Source organism: Rahnella sp. 1L-D-7-B-C2, assembly GCF_057290995.1.
Window position 1 is genome coordinate 180,232 of record NZ_JBXAVQ010000001.1, and the last position, 19,215, is coordinate 199,446.

At 55.7% G+C, this 19,215-nt stretch carries 17 protein-coding genes and 1 CRISPR repeat array; of the genes, 2 read left to right on the forward strand and 15 right to left on the reverse strand.

All coding sequences use genetic code 11. From position 1 onward, the window contains the following. Window positions 1-7 precede the first annotated feature (7 nt). Window positions 8-1,123, forward strand: coding sequence for a fatty acid desaturase family protein (locus AC0Z7K_RS00835; protein ID WP_485612857.1), 1,116 nt, complete (start codon window positions 8-10; stop codon window positions 1,121-1,123). Beyond that, entirely contained in the window at window positions 1,120-2,253 is a 1,134-nt protein-coding gene (locus AC0Z7K_RS00840; RefSeq protein WP_485612333.1) for a fatty acid desaturase family protein, read from the forward strand. The genes AC0Z7K_RS00835 and AC0Z7K_RS00840 overlap by 4 nt, the downstream gene beginning before the upstream one ends. Here the strand turns inward: AC0Z7K_RS00840 and AC0Z7K_RS00845 are convergent. From AC0Z7K_RS00845 to csy1, 15 genes are all read right to left on the reverse strand, one after another. Further along, on the reverse strand, window positions 2,222-2,638 hold the full coding sequence (locus tag AC0Z7K_RS00845; protein WP_485612334.1) for a flagellar protein FlhE: 417 nt from the start codon (window positions 2,636-2,638) through the stop codon (window positions 2,222-2,224). The genes AC0Z7K_RS00840 and AC0Z7K_RS00845 overlap by 32 nt on opposite strands. Window positions 2,639-2,642: 4 nt before the next feature. After that, window positions 2,643-4,724, reverse strand: a complete 2,082-nt coding sequence (gene flhA, locus AC0Z7K_RS00850; protein ID WP_413528613.1) for a flagellar biosynthesis protein FlhA — start codon at window positions 4,722-4,724, stop codon at window positions 2,643-2,645. Further along, the gene (flhB, locus tag AC0Z7K_RS00855; protein ID WP_112164366.1) at window positions 4,717-5,868 is read right to left on the reverse strand and encodes a flagellar biosynthesis protein FlhB; all 1,152 of its coding nucleotides are present in this window, start codon (window positions 5,866-5,868) and stop codon (window positions 4,717-4,719) included. Before flhB ends, flhA begins: the two co-directional genes overlap by 8 nt. A gap of 311 nt (window positions 5,869-6,179) precedes the next feature. Further along, window positions 6,180-6,824, reverse strand: coding sequence for a protein phosphatase CheZ (cheZ, locus tag AC0Z7K_RS00860; protein ID WP_112164367.1), 645 nt, complete (start codon window positions 6,822-6,824; stop codon window positions 6,180-6,182). 8 nt (window positions 6,825-6,832) lie between these two features. Further along, on the reverse strand, window positions 6,833-7,222 hold the full coding sequence (gene cheY, locus AC0Z7K_RS00865; RefSeq protein ID WP_413528612.1) for a chemotaxis response regulator CheY: 390 nt from the start codon (window positions 7,220-7,222) through the stop codon (window positions 6,833-6,835). 46 nt (window positions 7,223-7,268) lie between these two features. Then, a complete protein-coding gene (locus AC0Z7K_RS00870) occupies window positions 7,269-8,318 on the reverse strand; it encodes a protein-glutamate methylesterase/protein-glutamine glutaminase (RefSeq protein ID WP_112164368.1) in 1,050 nt (349 codons plus the stop codon). Then, window positions 8,318-9,190 (reverse strand): protein-glutamate O-methyltransferase CheR, encoded by an 873-nt coding sequence (gene cheR, locus AC0Z7K_RS00875; protein ID WP_413528611.1) that lies wholly within the window; start codon window positions 9,188-9,190, stop codon window positions 8,318-8,320. Before cheR ends, AC0Z7K_RS00870 begins: the two co-directional genes overlap by 1 nt. 69 nt (window positions 9,191-9,259) lie before the next feature. Continuing rightward, window positions 9,260-10,930, reverse strand: a complete 1,671-nt coding sequence (locus AC0Z7K_RS00880) for a methyl-accepting chemotaxis protein (protein WP_485612335.1) — start codon at window positions 10,928-10,930, stop codon at window positions 9,260-9,262. Between the two features lie 68 nt (window positions 10,931-10,998). Further along, window positions 10,999-12,693: a methyl-accepting chemotaxis protein gene (locus AC0Z7K_RS00885; protein ID WP_413528609.1), complete on the reverse strand. Its 1,695-nt coding sequence runs from the start codon at window positions 12,691-12,693 to the stop codon at window positions 10,999-11,001. Window positions 12,694-13,232: 539 nt separating this feature from the next. Further along, window positions 13,233-13,451: a helix-turn-helix domain-containing protein gene (locus AC0Z7K_RS00890; RefSeq protein WP_485612337.1), complete on the reverse strand. Its 219-nt coding sequence runs from the start codon at window positions 13,449-13,451 to the stop codon at window positions 13,233-13,235. Then, a complete protein-coding gene (locus AC0Z7K_RS00895; RefSeq protein WP_485612339.1) occupies window positions 13,448-13,837 on the reverse strand; it encodes a hypothetical protein in 390 nt (129 codons plus the stop codon). The genes AC0Z7K_RS00890 and AC0Z7K_RS00895 overlap by 4 nt, the downstream gene beginning before the upstream one ends. A gap of 432 nt (window positions 13,838-14,269) precedes the next feature. Further along, window positions 14,270-14,717: direct repeats of the CRISPR family, unit length 28 nt; unit sequence TTTCTAAGCTGCCTGCACGGCAGTGAAC. A 597-nt stretch (window positions 14,718-15,314) separates the two neighbouring features. Further along, a complete protein-coding gene (cas6f, locus tag AC0Z7K_RS00900) occupies window positions 15,315-15,869 on the reverse strand; it encodes a type I-F CRISPR-associated endoribonuclease Cas6/Csy4 (protein WP_485612340.1) in 555 nt (184 codons plus the stop codon). Window positions 15,870-15,878: 9 nt separating this feature from the next. Beyond that, a complete protein-coding gene (csy3, locus tag AC0Z7K_RS00905) occupies window positions 15,879-16,898 on the reverse strand; it encodes a type I-F CRISPR-associated protein Csy3 (protein ID WP_485612341.1) in 1,020 nt (339 codons plus the stop codon). Between the two features lie 22 nt (window positions 16,899-16,920). Then, window positions 16,921-17,874, reverse strand: a complete 954-nt coding sequence (gene csy2, locus AC0Z7K_RS00910; protein WP_485612343.1) for a type I-F CRISPR-associated protein Csy2 — start codon at window positions 17,872-17,874, stop codon at window positions 16,921-16,923. Beyond that, complete coding sequence (gene csy1 / locus AC0Z7K_RS00915; protein ID WP_485612344.1) at window positions 17,871-19,214, reverse strand: type I-F CRISPR-associated protein Csy1; 1,344 nt, start codon at window positions 19,212-19,214, stop codon at window positions 17,871-17,873. Before csy1 ends, csy2 begins: the two co-directional genes overlap by 4 nt. Window position 19,215 lies beyond the last annotated feature (1 nt).

Consider the following 19,215-nt stretch of genomic DNA (forward strand, 5'->3'; position numbering starts at 1 on the left):
ACCTGAGATGCCACGGTTTATGCCCGATGGCGAACAGGCGTTTCACCGTGCGCTAAGCATCAAAGCGCAGGCGTATCTGAAAGCGCGCGGCGACCACCGCTATGCCGACGGACTCAGTCTGGTGAAAGCCTTCGCACTGGCGTTGTGGTGCGTGGCGGGCTACATCATTTGCCTGACACAGCACAGCGGCTGGGGGTTCTTCGGCGGATATCTGCTGTTTGTGCTGATGGGTATGCTGCTGAACGTCAACGTCAATCACGATGCTTCGCACAACGTCTTTTTACGCAGCACCCGCGCCAATCGCATAATCAGCCGTCTGGTCACGCTGCCGCTGGGTGTTGATCCTGATTACTGGCGGATCCGCCACGTAGAGTTCCATCACCGCTACGCCAACGTCGAGCATTACGATCTGGATACACAAGAAAATGGCATCTTCCGCCAGAGCCCGTACCAGCAATATCGCCCGCACATGCGCTTTCAGCATCTTTACTGGCCACTGATCGCCGCGCTATCCCTGCCTTATATCGCCTGGATTTTTGACTGGTCAGACAGACTGGGCAAAACGCCTTTAAAGCTGACTGACGCGCTGCCCGGCAGACGCGGCTGGGTGATTTTCGCCGGGTTTAAACTTCTGCATTTGTTACTGGTACTGGTCGTTCCACTGTTCGTCGCCCATGCTCATGGCATCAGCGCGGACGTGGTGATTGCCAGCTATCTGATAAGCCAGATGATCGCCTCCACCTTCGTGGTGTTTCTGCTGCTGGGGACACACTGGGCGCAGGCGGAGTTTTATGAAGCGCCCGCCGCCGGCAAAATGCCGCAGGGCTGGTACAAGCATAATTTCGCCACCGCCTGCGACTGGCGCCCGTCGCCGCTGTGGCTGGAGAAATGGTTCGGGATGCTCAACCTGCATCTAACGCACCATTTGTTTCCGGGCTGGCACCACCGGCATTATCCGGCACTGGCGAAGATAGTTGCCGGTCTGGCCGCCGAACATGGACTGAATTATCGCTGTATCAGCTATCGCCAGCTGCTGCGCGAACAGCAGGATTTTCTGCGCAAAATGGGCAACGGTGACGATCTGCGAACAGCGCAAGGCGCAGGCCCGTGGAGCCAGAAATGACCGCCCCGACCTATCAGCAACGCGACGATCTGGCGCTGCATCGCGACCTGACCAAAGCCGCGAATCAGTATCTGGCGCAGCGTCAGGATCACCGTTTTGCCGATGGCCGGATGATCGCTAAATTGCTGTGTCTGCTCACTCTGTGCGGGCTGTTTTACACCACGGCACTGCTTAGCGGCGACACCGTTATTTTTGCCTGCGGTTACCTGGCGTTTATTTTTACCGCCATGCTGCTGGCTATCAATGCCGTTCACGATGCCTCGCACAATGCGTTTTTCCGCAAGGCATGGGCTAACCGTGCGCTGAACTTTGTGATCTGCATTCCGCTCGGGCTGGACGCCGACTGCTGGCGGGTACGCCATGTGGAATGTCATCACGCGCACCTGAATGTGCAGGGTTACGATCTGGATATCGAGGAAAACGGCGTGCTGCGCCAGACGCCTTTCCAGCGAATAAAAAGCTTTATGCAGGCGCAACAGTATTACTGGCCGTTTGTCGCGGCGCTGACGTTTCCGTGCATCATCTGGTTTTTTGACTGGATTGATCGCGCAGGAAAAACCCGCGTGCAGCCAAAAATGCGCCATCAGGGCGTTCGCGGCTGGGGGCTGTTTCTGACGGCTAAAACGCTGCATCTGCTGCTGGCACTGGCAATCCCCTACTGGATTTTGCACCAGCAAGGCATCGGCGTCACCACGCTGCTGTGGTGTTATTTAGCCGGACAGATGCTTTCTTCGCTGATTTTTGTGGTGCTGATTTTAGGCTCGCACTGGGCGATGGGGACGTTCTATGAGGTCCCGGAGGACGGGCATTTCCAACACGGGCGTTATCGCCACGTTTTCGCGACCACCATCGACTGGGTGCCTTCTTTGCGCTGGTTATCCTACTGGATGGGCGAACTCAACCGCCACCTGACCCACCACATTTTCCCCCAGTGGAACCACCGGCATTATCCGGCGCTTTCGGTCATCATCGCCCAGGTGACGCAGCGCCACGGCGTGACCTATCACTGCGTTTCACTGAAAGAGATTTTGATTGCCCAGCAGCGATTCCTGCGGGCAATGGGGAAAGGAGAGACGGCGACGGGATTGATGGATAAACCTACTGATAATTCACAATCACCTGATTGCTGAGAATGCGTAACGGCGGGTTCATCGCCCCTCTGCCGGGCACAAAATAAATCAGACGCATCGGCGAACTGGCCGCCTGACCGTAAAAAGAACGGGTCTGCCCGCTGTCTGCGTCGAGCGCCACGCAACGGTTCATGGTGTTACACAATTTCACCTGAAGCCCTGCCGGACGTGGCCCCGTCAGTTCATATTTCCAGCTGACAGTGGTGATGGTCGCCGAAGCGCGCTGCCGTACGGGGGAACCCTCTCCCGCCACCAGCGCCACCGATGAAGCCATCACGCCACGGTTTTGCAGCGTGACGCCGCGCTGGGTATCCGACCACGAACCGGACGCCGCCAGCACCTGTCCGCTGGCGCACAACAGCAGCCACAGCGCAGCCTTCTTCATCTTCTTATTCCCCACCGATGGTCGCGGTCATGCGGATCTGGCGGCTGTCGCTCATTTCCAGATTCGACATTACGACAATCTGCGGCAGCGAACGGCGCAGGAAACGTGACAACAGCGGACGCAGCGCGTGGTTCACCAACAGAACCGGCGGCGCACCCAGCATATCCTGACGCTGTAATGCCGCTTCGGACTGGGTCAGCAGACGATCAGCCAGCCCCGGCTCGAGCCCGCCGCCGCTTTGCAATGCCTGCAACAGCAGGCGCTCCAGCGCGGTATCCAGCCCGATGACCTGCACTTCGCCGGTGCCGGGGAACCATTGCTGAGTGATGGCACGGCCCAGGGCCACGCGCACGACCGAGGTCAGTTCATTGGGATCCGGCTGGGTCGGTGCGTATTCCGCCAGCGTTTCAATAATGGTGCGCATGTCGCGGATCGAGACGCGCTCGGACAGCAGGTTTTGCAGCACTTTATGCATGTTGGTCAGCGAAATCACGCCCGGAATAAAGTCTTCGGTCAGTTTCGGCATTTCTTTGCTGACGCGATCCATCAGCTCCTGCGTTTCCTGACGCCCAAACAGCTCGCGGGCGTGGAGGCTGATCAGGTGATTGAGGTGTGTTGCGACCACGGTACTGGCTTCCACCACCGTGAAACCCTGAATCTGCGCCTGTTCACGCATCGCCGGTTCAATCCACACGGCGGCCAGACCAAAGGCCGGATCGACCGTCGGCTCGCCCGGCAGTTCGCCAATCGCGCTGCCCGGATTGATCGCCATCCAGCGGCCCGGATGCGCGGTGCCGGTGCCAATTTCGACGCCTTTCATCAGAATACGGTAGCCCGCGGGCGGCAGTTCGAGGTTATCGCGGATATGAATAACCGGCGGCAGATAACCCATTTCCTGCGCGAATTTCTTACGGATACTGCGGATACGCCCCAGCAGCTCGCCGTTTTGCGCGAAATCTACCATCGGGATCAGCCGGTAACCCACTTCCATCCCCAGCGGATCTTCCAGCTGAACGTCCTGCCAGCTCGCTTCCACCAGCTGCTTGTTTTCACCTTCGACAGGCGCGGCGGCTTTCACCACCGGTTCTTTTTGTTCCTGACCACGGATCCACCAGGCCAGCGCCAGCAGCCCGGTAGTGAACAGCAGGAAGACCAGATTCGGCATTCCCGGCACCATGCCGAGCAATCCGAGCACGCCGGCGCTGAGCATCATGACGCGCGGATTGCGGAACAGCTGGGTGACCATCTGCTCGCCGACGTCCTGATTGGTGCCGACGCGGGTCACAATCACACCCGCTGCGGTGGAGATCACCAGCGCGGGGATCTGCGCGACCAGACCGTCACCAATGGTCAGCAAGGTGTAGCTTTCCGCCGCGTGGCCGAAATCCATGTCATGTTGCAGAACGCCAACCAGCAGGCCACCGACGACGTTAATGATCATGATCATCAGACCGGCAACGGCGTCACCGCGCACGAACTTACTCGCACCGTCCATCGAACCGTAGAAGTCGGCTTCCTGCGTCACGTCACTGCGGCGCTGTTTAGCTTCGTCCTCGCCAATCAGACCGGCGTTGAGATCGGCATCGATCGCCATCTGTTTACCGGGCATCCCGTCGAGCACGAAACGCGCGCCCACTTCGGCAATACGCCCCGCACCTTTGGTGATGACCATAAAGTTAATCAAGACGAGGATGATAAAGACCACAATACCGATGGCGAAATTACCGCCGACCAGAAAGTGGCCGAAGGCTTCAATCACCCGTCCTGCCGCCGCGCCGCCGGTGTGACCTTCCAGTAAGATCACACGGGTCGAGGCCACGTTGAGCGACAGGCGCAGCAACGTGGAGAACAGCAGAATGGTCGGGAACGCGGCAAAATCCAGGGTCCGCTGGGTGAACATCGCCACCAGCAGCACCATGATGGACAGCGCGATATTAAAGGTAAACAGTAAGTCGAGCAGGAACGGCGGCAGCGGCAGCACCATCATCGACAGGATCATCAGGATCAGGATAGGGCCAGCCAGCACCTGCCATTGTCCGGACTTAAAGTTGGCGGGTAAACGCAGCATCGCGGCCAGATTAGCCATGTGTATCAGTTTCTCCTGCAAAATCCAATGCTTCAGGCACCGGTAAATGTTGAGGTTTTTTAGGGATCAGTCCGCCTTCACGCTTCCAGCGTTTCAGCTGATAAACCCAGGCCAGAACTTCGGCGACCGCCGCATACAGCGCGGCCGGGATTTGCTGACCAATGTCGCTGTGCCGGTACAGCGCACGCGCCAGAGGCGGCGCTTCCAGCATCGGAATTTTGTGTTCGGCACCCAGTTCTTTAATACGCAGCGCCACGTTGCCGGCACCTTTCGCCAGCACCTTCGGCGCGCTCATTTTGTCTTCACTGTATTGCAGTGCCACGGCGTAGTGCGTCGGGTTGGTGACGATGACGTCCGCCTTCGGCACATCGGCCATCATGCGGCGTCGGGCCATTGCACGTTGCTGCTGGCGGATACGCCCTTTGACGTGCGGGTCACCTTCCTGACTTTTATGTTCATCGCGGATGTCCTGCTTGCTCATGCGCAGTTTTTTCAGATTGCTCCAGATTTGCCAGAACACGTCGAACGCCACCATCGGCGTTAACCCGAAGACGACGAGCAGTCCGCAAAAAACCACCATGTGCAGCGCTTCGGCAAGCGCCGGAATGGTCGGCTGGGCGATAAGCCGCAGCATCTCCGGCCATTTGTGCCACAGGTACATTCCCGCCACGCTGCCGACCAGCGACGCTTTTAATATCGCCTTCAACAACTCCGCCAGCACCTGACCGGAAAACAGCCGCTTGAACCCGGCAATCGGATCCATGCGGCTGGCCTTAAATTCGAAAGATTTCGCGCTGAACATCAGCCCGCCCAGCAGCAGAGGCGCGGCGAGTGCGATCAAAATCAGCCCGCCGATCACCGGTATCAGCGCCATTACCGCGCGCCCGAGCAGCGAGGCCATTTGCTGCAACATCTGCCGGTCATTGCCGATGACGTTGTGATCGAAATTCAGCCCCTGCGCAATCATCACGCCGAGCTGACGCGACATGGATTCACCCGACATCCACAGCAGCGTCAGGCCGCCGCCGAGCATCAGCATCGATGTCAGCTCGCGCGAGCGCGGGATCTGACCTTCTTCACGGGCTTTTTCTAACCGGTGCGCCGTGGGGGCTTCACTTTTTTCGAGATCGCTTTCTTCAGCCACCGGCGGTTCCTGTCAGGGTTTACCCGGCTGCAAAAAGCATCGGGCACAATTTCACGCATAGCATGACAAAAGCGGCGAAGTCCTATTGATTGAAAAACGATATAAAGAGGCGGCTATTCAGTAGATGAATGTCGGAATTGAAATTGCGGATAGGGAATTACGCTCCATCAGGAAAGAGAGCGACAAAAGGGTCGGGGCGTTTTCGTCGCAGGCAGTTTGGACTCGGACAGCGCACAGGAACCGGAGCGTACACGTAGTACGTGACGGTTCCGAGCACTGCCCGGGTTCAAAATGGCAAGTAAGATAGCCCTTTAGAATCCCAGACTATCCAGCAGGTCATCGACCTGTTCCTGCGATGCCACGACGCCGACACCGTTGGTGTCGAGCTGCGGGCCGTTGAGCAGGCTGTCGTTTTCACGTTTCGCTCTGGCCTGTTGTTCAGGAATGTTTTCCATCAGCACCATCAGCAGCTGATTTTCAATTTCCTGCACCACGGTCATCATGCGTTTGATCACCTGACCGGTCAGATCCTGGAAGTCCTGCGCCATCATGATTTCCATCAACTGTGCGTTGGTGAAACCGGTGTGCTCAGGCACTTCTTTCAGGTAGCCGCGGGTATCGGAGACCAGTTCACGCGCGTCAGACAATTCGATCGGATTCTCAAACCATTCATCCCAGCGCTTATCGAGCTTTTTCGCGCCGGATTCCAGTTTGTTCTGCACAGGCTGGGCCGCTTCCACGCAGTTCAGCGCACGCTCGGCCGCTTGTGCGGTCATGGTGACGACGTAATCGAGACGATCGCGTGCATCAGGAATCGCTTCAGCCGCCTGAGCAATGGCCTGATCCAGGCCAAGTTCACGCATACTGTCACGTAACATACGAGTCAGTTGCCCAATGCGGGCGATGATATCGCCCGCGGTTGCTGCATCATTTGCAGGCATTGGTATCTCTGCCATAAGTACTCCTACATGCCCAGTTTTTCGAAGATTTTGCCCAGCTTTTCTTCCAGCGTGGCGGCGGTAAATGGCTTCACGACGTAACCACTGGCACCGGCCTGCGCTGCGGCCACGATGTTTTCTTTTTTCGCTTCAGCGGTGACCATCAGTACCGGCAGTTTTGCCAGTGCGGCATCAGCGCGGATCGTTTTGAGTAAATCCAGACCGTCCATGTTTGGCATGTTCCAGTCGGATACCACGAAGTCAAAACCCCCGCCGCGCAGTTTGTTCAGCGCATCAACGCCATCTTCTGCTTCTTCCACGTTCTGGAAGCCCAGCTCTTTCAACAGGTTGCGAACAATACGACGCATGGTAGAGAAATCGTCTACTACCAGGAATCTCAGATTTGGATCGGCCATGTTTTATCTACTCCTAAGGTTTGCTACCCAGCGCAAGGCTGAAAAATTAAATACGTAATGCCTGACCGGCTGATATTTGTGCCAGCATTCGCTGACTGATTTGGCTGAGATCCACCACTTCATTGACGCCACCGGTGGCGATAGCCTCACGAGGCATACCGAAAACCACACAACTGGCTTCATTTTGTGCCAGGGTATACGCCCCTGCGCGATGCATCTCCAGCATGCCGGCGGCGCCGTCATTGCCCATTCCTGTCAGGATCACCCCGACAGCATTGCGTCCGGCGAACTGCGCCACCGAACGAAATAACACGTCAACCGACGGACGATGGCGGTTCACCGCCGGACCGTCGTTCAACTTAACCTGATAGTTAGCCCCGCTGCGCGTCAACTCCATATGCCTGTCGCCCGGCGCGATGTACGCATGACCCGGTAAAACGCGCTCGCCGTCTTCGGCCTCTTTCACCGTTATCTGACACAGCTTGTTCAGACGTTCGGCAAACGAGCGCGTGAACCCCGGCGGCATGTGCTGGGTTATCATCAGTGCCGGACAGGTCGGCGGCAGCGGCTGCAATACGTGGCGGATCGCCTCGGTGCCGCCGGTGGAAGAGCCGATGGCGATCAGCTTTTCACTGCTGAGAAGCGGCGTATGGCTGAGCATGCGCGGCTGGTCGAGATTGACGCTTTTATTCAGGCGCGCTTTCGACGCGGTGCGGATCTTGTCGGCAATCATTTCGCTGTACGCCAGCATCCCTTCACGGATGCCCAGCTGAGGTTTGGTCACGAAATCAATCGCACCCAGCTCCAGTGCACGCAGCGTGATTTCCGAGCCTTTGCCGGTCAGCGATGACACCATCACTACCGGCATCGGGCGCAGCCGCATCAGTTTTTCCAGAAAATCCAGCCCGTCCATGCGCGGCATTTCGACATCCAGCGTCAGCACGTCCGGGTTAAATTTCTTGATAAGATCCCGCGCGACCAGCGGATCCGGCGCGGTGGCCACCATTTCCATATCGGGATGGCTGTTAATGATTTCAGTCATCAGCTGACGCATTAACGCCGAGTCATCGACGCTCAATACTCTGATTTTATTCATTACCTCTCCTTGGCGAGGCCATAGACGGTCTGGCCGCGCAAATAAAATTCCCGGCTGATCTGGCTGAAGTTTTCGGAGTGTCCGGCGAACATCAGGCCACCCGGTTTAAGTAACGGAACAAATCGGCGTAAGATTTTCTCCTGTGTTTCTTTATCGAAATAAATCATCACATTGCGGCAGAAAATTGCATCGAATGGCCCGTTCAGCTGCCACTGGTTCGCCAGTAAATTCAGCTGCTGGAACGCCACCATCTGCGTCAGTTCCGGACGGGCGCGCACCAGACCACTGTGCGGGCCGGTCCCCTTAAGGAAGAACTTCTGCAACTGCTGCGGACTGAGCGTGCGTAATTCTTCCTGGCGATAGACGCCCGCCGTGGCTTTTTCCAGCACCTGCGTATCAATGTCGCTGGCCTGAATGCGGCAGTTGGCCATACGCGGCCCCAGCGCTTCGCTCAGGGTCATGGCGATAGAGTACGGCTCTTCGCCCGTTGAGGCGGCCGTGCTCCAGACGCTGTAGTTATTCGGTCGCGAACGCGCATGCTCCGCAAGGATCGGGAAGTGGTGCGCCTCACGGAAAAAGGCCGTCAGGTTGGTGGTCAGCGCATTAATAAACGCCTGCCACTCCGCGCTGCTGGTGTCACTTTCCAGCATGGCCAGATAACTGCCGAAATCGTTCAGCCCGAGGATCCGCAGCCGCCGGACGAGGCGGTTGTAGACCATTTCCCGTTTGTGATCCGCCAGCACGATACCTGCGCGCTGGTAGATAAGTTCGCTTATCCGACGGAAATGGATATCTGACAGCGGTAACCGCTGGATCATCTGTGCCATGATCGAGGTGTTATCAGCACTCATTGGTGAGCCTGGTTGATTCATGGTGCAGCTCCAGTAACGAACGGGTGATACTTCTAAATTCTTGTTGAGGCGTCATTGCATACCGGGCTGTCAGAAGGTTTCCCAGTTATCCGCCGCTCCCGCACGGGCGGTCGCAGGAAGTAACGTGGGTTGCGTCACCTGACGCGGCGTAAAGCCGGAGACTTGTCCGTTGCGCGGTTGCAGCACGCCTTCTGACGTCGCTAAGCGGAATACGGATACCGCGCGGGTCAGATTTTCAGATTCGACTTCCAGCGCATGGGTGGCAGAGGCCGCCTGCTGAACCAGCGTGGCGTTCTGCTGGGTCACCTGATCCATCTGCGTGACGGCAATCGACACCTGCTCAATACCGCGACTCTGCTCGTCCGACGCCGAGGCGATTTCGCCCATGATGTCGGTGACGCGGGTGACGGCGCGCACGATGTCATCCATCGTATTACCGGCGGATTCCACCAGTGCGGAACCCTGACTGACGCGGCTGACGGACTCGTCGATCAGCCCTTTAATCTCTTTGGCGGCCTGCGCACTGCGCTGTGCCAGACTGCGCACCTCACCGGCGACCACGGCGAACCCGCGACCTTGTTCACCCGCACGGGCGGCTTCCACGGCGGCGTTCAGCGCCAGAATGTTGGTCTGGAACGCAATGCCGTCGATGACGCTGGTGATGGCACTGATTTTCTTCGAACTGCCGGCGATGTCATTCATGGTTTTCACCACGTTGCCGGTCAGTTCTCCGCCCTTCTCAGCCGTGTTTGATGCATCGCGCGCCAGCTGTGTGGCCTGACGGGCGTTTTCGGCGTTCTGTTTTACGGTCGCCGTCAGTTGCTCCATACTGGCAGCGGTCTCTTCCAGTGCGGAAGCCTGTTGTTCAGTACGCGCAGAGAGATCTGTGTTACCGGCAGCGATACCTTTCAGGCCAGAGAACATGGTGTCTGCGCCATGACGCACGGTGCGCACGGTGTTTGCCAGCGACTGCTGCATCTGATGCAGGCTGTCGAGCATGACTTTAATTTCGTAGCGGCCTTCAACAGCGATCGGTGCCGAGATATCGCCCGCGCCGATGCGGTCAAAATGCCCGCGCATGACGGTCAGCGGCGTAAACAGGATCCGACGGGTGATGATCAACGCCAGCGCGGTCAACAACACCAGCAGAACAATAATCACCGACGTATTCACCATCACGTTCTGATAAGACTCGACCGTTTGCTGCTGCGCCTGCTGGAAACGTCCGCCGACATACTCGGTGTAACTGCCGACGTCTTTCTGGAACTGATCCTGATATTTCTGTGCCGGGCCGTTAAGGAAGCCCTGCATGTCGCCCGCTGACAGCATGTCGTTCATCGATTGCAACATATCGTGCAACTGCTGATAGCTGGCTTTGTTCACCGCCGTCAGTTCCGCCGCTTTCTCCGTTCTGCGTGGTAACGCTAAAAATGCCGCATACGCGTCTTCGGCTTTTTTCAGGCTGGCTTTGGCATCGGCCATCAGCTGTGTGATGTTGTCCTGTGGCTGTTTCAGTGCCAGACGCGTTGCCGCGCGGTTCAGGGTATTACGGGTTTGTAGCAGATATGACCAGCTCTGGCTCAGCGCATCGCGTTGCTGAGTCGTATTTGAAATCTGTTCGAAGTTTGTTTTATCCGTGTGGGCGGCGTACAGCGATAAACCGCTGTTAACCAGTTGCATCACAAAAAACACTAACAACAGTAAAAACATGCAGGTGGACACACGGATGTGCTTAAACATGGGTAGCCTCTTTATGTGCCGGCCCTGACCGGCACAGTATTTCTTATAATTATTGCGATGTACGTGGCTTAAAAAGTTTCCCAGTTTTCAGTCAGATTGCTTTCAGAAGCGCCACCTGTACCGGCTTTAGAACCTGACAGGTTTGGCGTCAATAAAGGCAGTCTTGACGAAGACGAAGTTACCGGGCGCACGCTGTTTGTTACGGACTGACTCAGGGTAAACACCGCCACGGATTGCGTCAGCAGGCTCGCCTGCTCTTCCAGCGCCGCCGAGGCGGACGCGGATTCTTCAACCAGTGAGGCATTCTGCTGCGTCACCCGATCCATTTCGGTAATCGCCTGCGCGACCTGCTCAATCCCCCGGCTTTGTTCATCCGATGCCGAGGTGATTTCGCCCATGATGTCGGTGACGCGGGTGACCGCATTCACCATGTCATTCATGGTTTCACCGGCACTTTCTGCCAGTACCGAACCGGTATTAATGCGGCTGACGGAATCATCAATCAGACCTTTAATTTCTTTTGCTGCCTGTGCGCTGCGCTGCGCCAGGCTGCGGACTTCACCGGCCACGACCGCAAATCCGCGACCTTGTTCACCGGCACGCGCGGCTTCAACCGCGGCGTTCAGTGCCAGAATATTGGTCTGGAAGGCGATGCCGTCGATCACACCGGTAATGTCGGTGATTTTCTTCGAGCTGCTGGCAATGTCGTTCATGGTTTCGACGACGTTCGCCACCACTTTGCCGCCTTTCAGTGCCGTTTCCGATGCGCTCAGTGCCAGCTGGCTGGCCTGACGGGCGTTTTCGGCGTTCTGTTTCACGGTTGCGGTCAGCTGCTCCATGCTGGCGGCAGTTTCTTCCAGCGCCGAGGCCTGTTCTTCTGTACGGGAAGAGAGATCGCTGTTACCGGCAGAGATTTCGCTCGCGCCGCTGTAAATCGCGTCTGCGCCGTGGCGCACGCCAGATACCGTACGGATCAGTTCTTCCTGCATGTACTTGAGACTATCGGCAAGCTGGCCGATTTCATTACGGCTTTTCACCACTATTTCGTGCGTCAGGTCACCGGTCGCGATTTTACGGATGGTAACGACGATATTTTTCAGCGGATGAATCAAAATGCGCTGCACACCGACCCACGCCAGAATGATGATAATCGCCAATACAATCAGTACGGTGCCCAGCATCCACAACGCGTGGCTGAAGGAGTTCTCGCTGACTTTCACGGCGTTGTCATACAGATGGTCGTTTTGATCGATATAGGACACGAACGCTTTTTCGAAGTTATCCTGATACTGCTGCGTCGGTTGTTCGAAGAAATCGTTGATGCGCCCGAGACCAATCAGCTCAATCAGTTCCGCCAGGGCATCATGCAGCACCAGATAATTTTTTTTCGCTTCCGCCGCTAACGCCGGGTTCTGGCTGGCATCCACCGGGATTTTTTGATAATTGGCAAAATGCTGATCGGCGATTTTCAGATCTTTGGTCGCCGTGTCGACAAGCTCTTTAACCGTCGCGCCGCTGCCCATCTGGTTGGCGTCGAGCATAAAACGAATGCCTGCGCGGTTAAGCGTGTTGCGGGTTTGCAGCAAATAGATCCAGCTGGCGTTAAATTCCGCCTGCTGTAAACGGATCTGTTGCGACGTGGTGAAATTGTCTTTGTCCGTCTTCAGGGATTTGAAGAACAGGCCACCGGATACCAACTGTAAAGCACCGAAGACCACCAGTAAGATCACGATGCCCGTGACCACTTTCATACGGTTAAACATGTTGTTCCTTTTTAAATGAGAATTATCTGGAAGGGTTATCGGCAGGATTGAGGGGAACTTTATGTGATGGGGATCGAAAAATTTGGGGGGCGTGGTTGAGGATTAACGTCGAAACTCTGGGTGTTGACCTGCACGAAGGTCAAAACCGTGGATGTTGGTCTGCACGAAGGTCAAAACCGTGGGCGTCGGCCCACACCGACTTGGGGGGCGGCCTGTCGCCGCCACCCCCCAAGACCCCCCGGGCTCTTGAACTGCGCGCTGTCGCTGGAACGACGGACCTGTTCTGGTGCTCCGGCGTGTGGCGCAAAATCCTGCCGCTACGCGGTGCCTTCACTCGGTCCTGAAGCCTCTGGTCTTCAGGCCGCTCCGTTCAGCAGGATTTTTGAGCGCGCCATGGGGAGGTTTTAGGGAGATAGATGGGTGTGTTGGTGGGGATGGCGGGATGGAGGGATGGAGGGATGGGGATTTACCGGTACGGCAGTGAAATCGGATAGAATAGAAGGGGGTGAACCCTTCTATCTTTCATTTAGATTATCGACTTAGCTGTATTTCGTTTTGCTATACCGGCTCGGCCAGATAGTTTCTGCTTTTACGCCAATCGCTTCGGCAATGAGTCTTTCGCCTTTCGGCCATTTGCGCGTTAAGGCATTCGACAGTGTTGAAGAACTGAGCCCTGCGTGGCGTGAAACGGCGGCGAGGGTTGTGCCCTTCTTTTTAATCGCAGCAATGATATCCGCCTGATGCCAGTCCTGTTTCATACTGCCTCCTCGCAATTCGTATACAGCGCACTGCGCAGCATCTCGAAACGCTCCCACAAAATAAACGCGAGGATCTCTTTTATCTTTTTGTCGTGCAGCGTCATCAGCGCGTAATTCAGCGCCATGCACTGATCGCACAGCTCAGAAGGTTCGAGTTCGGTGTAATCGAACAGGCCATCGTCAGCGGGTATCTCGAATTGTTTGCGATGCTCTGGAACCGGCTGCATCAGCGCCACTTCGAGGTTTTCAAGCTGATGCTGCATCATCAGCGAAAGCGTTTTTTGCGCCCCGCTGTTCTGCGGATTGATCATCGCATTCGCGATTAAACGGCAGCTATCGGTGATTGACCATGAATCTGGTATTACGTCTGATGTGGAATTTTTCATTGTGTAGACTCCTCAGTAAATGAACGCTACCACCCGAGTTCCTACACTCTGAGGAGGTAACTCAAGCGGGGGTAGGAATACCGGTTCTGAGGATACCGACCAGCCCGGAGGCTGCCCTGCTTGAGTCACCATTACAATATAATGCAGCATTAAACCCGCATTACAAAGTTGAGACAAAGCGACGATACTTAAGATTACAGTATCGCCTCAGAAAAACGGGTTCCTACACCCGGCTGCGAATTTTGCCGCAGCGAGAACACTTTAGCCAAATACCCACACAGATGAAATGGGCAAATAACGAGAATGGGATATTGCTTCCAGAGAGTTTTTTTTCGTTTGCAGTCAGTTGCATTGGGCGCGATTGATTGATGTCGGGAAGGGCTGCCTGGGCGGCAGTGAACCAATCTTCCTCTTAATTCTCAGTCCATGGGATTTCTAAGCTGCCTGCACGGCAGTGAACATTGACCATGAATCTTGGGTATCTGAAGTTTGTTTCTAAGCTGCCTGCACGGCAGTGAACGATGACTACTGAACTTGTAAGGTTTACTTACATTTCTAAGCTGCCTGCACGGCAGTGAACGCCTAGGGCTGGACTTCCCCGAAGTGTTTGGCTTTCTAAGCTGCCTGCACGGCAGTGAACGATGTTGTCAGCAATGACCTCAACAGGGTCGATTTCTAAGCTGCCTGCACGGCAGTGAACTGTCGCGCAGCATTATCCCAGCATTTTGAATCTTTCTAAGCTGCCTGCACGGCAGTGAACGATTTCATCAGGTGTTAATGCGCGGTCTTTACTTTCTAAGCTGCCTGCACGGCAGTGAACTCGCCGTACCTGCAACGGCCGCCGATGTTGTGTTTCTAAGCTGCCTGCACGGCAGTGAACGGTTAGAGATTGAGGATACTCCTCTGAACGAAAAGAGATTATCTCTGTTTGACGGGAAAAACCCTCTTTTTTTACCGGTTTATTATACCATTTAAAATCAGTTAGTTAGACTTGGTGATGAAAAAAGGGTTTTGGCAGCGGTGTGGTCTGCTTTACCCCATCCCGGCCTTCCCCTTCGCAGGGGAAGGAGCAAAACAAATGTGGCCTGCTATACCCCATCCCAGCCTTCCCCTTCGCAGGGGACGGAGCAAACCAAAGTTCGAGTATGAAATTTGATTTTGCGAGGAAAGTGCAAAACGAGGGTTTTAATCGATCGAAACTGGCGCGATCAAAAAATCTTGCTGAACGGAGCGGCCTGAAGACCAGAGGCTTCAGGACCGAGTGAAGGCACCGCGCAGCGGCAAGATTTTGCGCCACACGCTGGAGCAACAGAACAGGACCGTCGTGCCAGCGACAGCGCGCAGTTTAAGAGCCTGGGGGGTCTTGGGGGGCGGCGGCGATAGGCCGCCCCCCAAGTCGGTGTGGGCCGACGCCCACGGTCTTGACCTTGCAGTTGATCTTAAAACAACGTCCACCAGCCTGACGCCAAATCCAAATCTAAAACCACGGAACCGTCGCCACCAAACTCAACCCATATGCCCCAAACTCCCCGGCCACCGGCACGTTGCTCTCCTGCCCCATGCGGATAAACAACCGAAACGTCTCACCGCTCGACCGACTCTTCACCTGAATAAACGGCAGGTTCGTCACCTGCGATTTACTGTCCGGGATCCGCTCAAGCGCTTCGGCTTCCGTCAGCCAGCCTTTTTTCAACGAGCGCCGGCGCAACCTTTCGGCATTGCTTTTCACCTGCACACGGCTGAAACAGCGGTATTTCGCGCCGGACGGCACATCGCGGATAGCGCTTATCTCGATATGGTCGTGCAAGCCCTTCAGCCACGGGTGTTGCCCGAAAGCGGCCAGCTGTTCCGCACTGCTGTGCAGGCGAATAACGTCACCCGGGTTTTTCCCGTATTTCGGAAAACTCACGCCGATTTTCCCCGCAGCAAATTGACCCAGTGCGCGATGGAATTTGGCGAACAGCGCGGCCATCAGCAACTCAGCACCAAACTCAGGATCGGGCAGTACGCGGATTTCCTGATAACTTTCCATTCCCGCCCCCTATTCGCCTTTCTCACCGAAGACGCCACCACGGATCAGGATCGCCATCACGTAATGCTGCTGTTCAACCTCCGGCTTTTTGTCTTTCGTCACCCAGTTATCCAGCAGGGTGTAGAAATCCATTTTCTGTTTGGGCTGGCGGCAGGCCTTGCCTTTGCTGGTCACAGAACCGTAAGGTTCGACCGCGATCGGCCCCAGCTCCAGTTCGCTGGCGTCGGGATACCAGTCGTCAATGGTGCGCAGGGCATTACCGATTTTTTGCGAATGCAGCGCGGCAACGCCATCGACCTGATACAGAATTTTACTTTTCTTGCTGTCGCGGCTGTTGTCCAGAACCAGTTCCTGCGACGGGAAGACTTCCTGCCCGGCGCCCAGCTGCACAAATGCCTCGACGGTGAACAACGCCGAGCCGTCACCCGCTAAGCCTTGCTCAATCGCCGCGGCCAGTTGAGCGATGTCGCCCTGCGCCGCGCCGAAACTGCGCAGGCTAAAAGCAGAGGCGTCGAACACCCAGCAGGTTTTATCATGCGTCACTTTTACACAGATATTTTCCGCGCCGACGCGGTTGCGCCACAGAAAACGCCCGTTGGCCAGATTTTCGGCGTAACGCGCCGCCAGCGTGCCGAAGCCGTGTTCTGCGCGATAACCATCAATCACCGCCGCCAGTGCCGCCTGATAATCCTGATCGTTACATACCGACGGCGAGGAGAGATTACCCAGCACGCGCAGGGTAAACTGTAGCTTCAGCGTATCCGCACAGAACGGCAGCGCGGCGACATCCACGCGTTGCAGATTAGGCTTCTGAATGTCAGCATCCAGCTTCGCCGGATCGGTAGAAAGGGCATTTTTCATGCGATTGGAAATCGTCCCGCGTACCGCTTTCTCTTTGATTTCCACCGGCTGAAAAGCGTTGTGGCTATCACGCTCCTGCCAGTTACCCGCAAACATCTGCGCATCAGAGTTCGACAACTTGCGCTCAAAAGCCAGAACGGAGGCGGTTTTTACGGTAGTTTTGTTCATTGTGCTTTCCTTGTTTCAATGATTAAAAGTCTGAGTGTTCTTGTTCAGTTAAATCCGCTTCACGCAGGGGTTTGGCGTGGCTGCAAATATAGTTTTCGCTGCTGTTCGGATATCGCCAGAACAGTTGATGAATATCCGTCAGGCGGTGCGGGCTGCGCCATTCGCCGACGCCGTACGCGGCTTCGGCAAAGCGGAACGGCTGCGTCGGGTCACGGGTTTTCGCCACTTCGCCGGGCGCATAAAGCGGGGAAATTGCGGTATAACCGACTATCAGCGGCACCAGATAACCTTTCGCCGGTTTGGGCTGGTATTGCCAGTCAGCCGCATCGTCTTCCCGCCGTTGCGCCCGATAAGTCATCGCTGCGAAATCAAGCCATGCGTCGAGCATCTCTGCTTGCGGATCCTGCGCTTGCCGCTCGGCAAAACGCTGCGCCAGCAGTTCGGAGCGATCCACCAGCGCAAAACCCGGCAGCGCGCGGTACATCTCACGGCGGGTGAAACTTTCCTGCTCGTGTGTACTTTCCGGCAGTGCCATCACCCGCACCGGTTTCATCGAAATCACCGTGCCGCCCGCCAGTCGCTGCGTCAGGCAAAGTGATTGCAGATGCTGAGCCAGCTCTTCTGCGCCAGCCTCACCGTGGGCAATGCTGCCCTGACATTCGATGAACAACGTGACCGTCATGTGCATCCGCCCTTCTTCGTTGAACGGCGCGGTTTTAGCTTCTTTGGTCAGCGGAATGCGGGTCAGCGCGAAATAATGATCGCCGCGCTCATTCGCCTGATGCGCCTGAATCTGATGCTGATGACAAATCACGCCGCAGCCGGTGAACGTCAGGCCGTGGCTTTGCTGCACTTTGCGCGACAGCGCGTGAGTAAACCCCAGAAAATGGGTGATCGCCGGAAATCCGTACGTCAGGCCGGAGATAGCGTTGGCATTCTCGACCCGAAGATGAGGTAAAATAATCAGGGTGCTCATTGCCATTTCTCCTGCTGCACGGCGTCGAATTCGCTTAAGCGCCTGCGCATCAGCACCGACCATTCACGGAATTCCGCCGCGCCCATATTGAGTGTGTCGTTTTTATTCAGGCGGCTGTTCAGCCAGTGGGCAAAATCTTCTGCAACCGCTGAAATCCAGTCACCGCTTTCGCGCTGGAGCCTGAAATTCGCATCCGTTTTCTGACGCAGAGGATCGAGCCACAGTTGCTGCGAAAGTTTGAGAATACATTTTTCATCCCCACTCCATCCTTGCTGGTCTTCCAGCGCCTGAATTTCTGCCGCATAGCTGAACACCCTGCCGATCAGTTCATCGACGTATTCGGCGCGGTTCTGACGAATTTCCATCGTACCTTCCTGACCAGAAAGGCCGTGCAGGTAGCGGCGCATTTCAGTCACCACGCGGCTCAGCTTTGGAGAAAGTACGGTGTACACAGATTTTGTTGCGACCGGTGGCTTGAGTGATTGATGCCACTGCGGCGGCGCGCAACGCAGAAGGTGATTTTTGCCTCCGCGCATACTGTTCAGGTAGGAGATATTTTGCGGCTTCGTCCCGCCGACATTTTGCACGGCAAGATCCGGGACAAATCGAATATCTGCCGGATGCCATTGCTGCTCACGGCGGGCCTTTCTGGCAGCGACAGCCTCCTCGCTAAAACGTGAATGGCTGATACGTTGATGCAGCGCGTGCGCCAGCGAAGAGGAATACATCGGGCTGAGCAGATGATAATCGCCGGAGTCCGAGACAGGAAAATAGAGCTGTTTGGCGAGCTGATGCGTCGAGAGCGTTTTGTCCGACAGCGCCTGCATAAAACCCCGCACCCACGCTTCGAGCTGTGCGTCGTTTTCAGCGAGTGCCGCCAGCGCGGAGTGATCGCCACGTTTGAGGCAATCAAGTAATGAAATACCGTTACATCGAAGCAGAAGAAATTTAGCAACATCAAGGTTTGAAGAACTGTTACAAACAACATCTGTTATCGGACAATTCAGAGTTGCAGTTGATAGAAAAGAAGGATGCAATAATTTTTCAGAATGGTAAACACTACTTCCTTTAGCATCACCGTGAAAATATTTAATAGCATGTGTCGCCTGACTGATTTTTTCTGCACGTGAAGCAGCATTTGTCAGCCAAGTTCTGACTTCGAATTTTTTTATAATTTCAGAACGCTTTTCGGTCAACTTTTGTTGTATTTCAAGTGAGACGACCATAGAAGTTAATTCAGCAGAATATTTTTCCATTTGAACATTAATGGGCGCTAGCTTCTCCTGCATGCGTTCAGTGATGTATTCAGTGATAATTGAACTCAATCTTTGTGTTTCCATG

Coding starts and splice junctions, on each gene's coding strand:
- AC0Z7K_RS00835 (WP_485612857.1), top strand. CDS start 8: ATGCCACGGTTTATGCCCGATGGCGAACAGGCGTTTCACCGTGCGCTA.
- AC0Z7K_RS00840 (WP_485612333.1), top strand. CDS start 1,120: ATGACCGCCCCGACCTATCAGCAACGCGACGATCTGGCGCTGCATCGC.
- AC0Z7K_RS00845 (WP_485612334.1), bottom strand. CDS start 2,638: ATGAAGAAGGCTGCGCTGTGGCTGCTGTTGTGCGCCAGCGGACAGGTG.
- flhA (WP_413528613.1), bottom strand. CDS start 4,724: ATGGCTAATCTGGCCGCGATGCTGCGTTTACCCGCCAACTTTAAGTCC.
- cheZ (WP_112164367.1), bottom strand. CDS start 6,824: ATGGCAGAGATACCAATGCCTGCAAATGATGCAGCAACCGCGGGCGAT.
- cheY (WP_413528612.1), bottom strand. CDS start 7,222: ATGGCCGATCCAAATCTGAGATTCCTGGTAGTAGACGATTTCTCTACC.
- AC0Z7K_RS00870 (WP_112164368.1), bottom strand. CDS start 8,318: ATGAATAAAATCAGAGTATTGAGCGTCGATGACTCGGCGTTAATGCGT.
- cheR (WP_413528611.1), bottom strand. CDS start 9,190: ATGAATCAACCAGGCTCACCAATGAGTGCTGATAACACCTCGATCATG.
- AC0Z7K_RS00880 (WP_485612335.1), bottom strand. CDS start 10,930: ATGTTTAAGCACATCCGTGTGTCCACCTGCATGTTTTTACTGTTGTTA.
- AC0Z7K_RS00885 (WP_413528609.1), bottom strand. CDS start 12,693: ATGTTTAACCGTATGAAAGTGGTCACGGGCATCGTGATCTTACTGGTG.
- AC0Z7K_RS00890 (WP_485612337.1), bottom strand. CDS start 13,451: ATGAAACAGGACTGGCATCAGGCGGATATCATTGCTGCGATTAAAAAG.
- AC0Z7K_RS00895 (WP_485612339.1), bottom strand. CDS start 13,837: ATGAAAAATTCCACATCAGACGTAATACCAGATTCATGGTCAATCACC.
- cas6f (WP_485612340.1), bottom strand. CDS start 15,869: ATGGAAAGTTATCAGGAAATCCGCGTACTGCCCGATCCTGAGTTTGGT.
- csy3 (WP_485612341.1), bottom strand. CDS start 16,898: ATGAACAAAACTACCGTAAAAACCGCCTCCGTTCTGGCTTTTGAGCGC.
- csy2 (WP_485612343.1), bottom strand. CDS start 17,874: ATGAGCACCCTGATTATTTTACCTCATCTTCGGGTCGAGAATGCCAAC.
- csy1 (WP_485612344.1), bottom strand. CDS start 19,214: ATGGAAACACAAAGATTGAGTTCAATTATCACTGAATACATCACTGAA.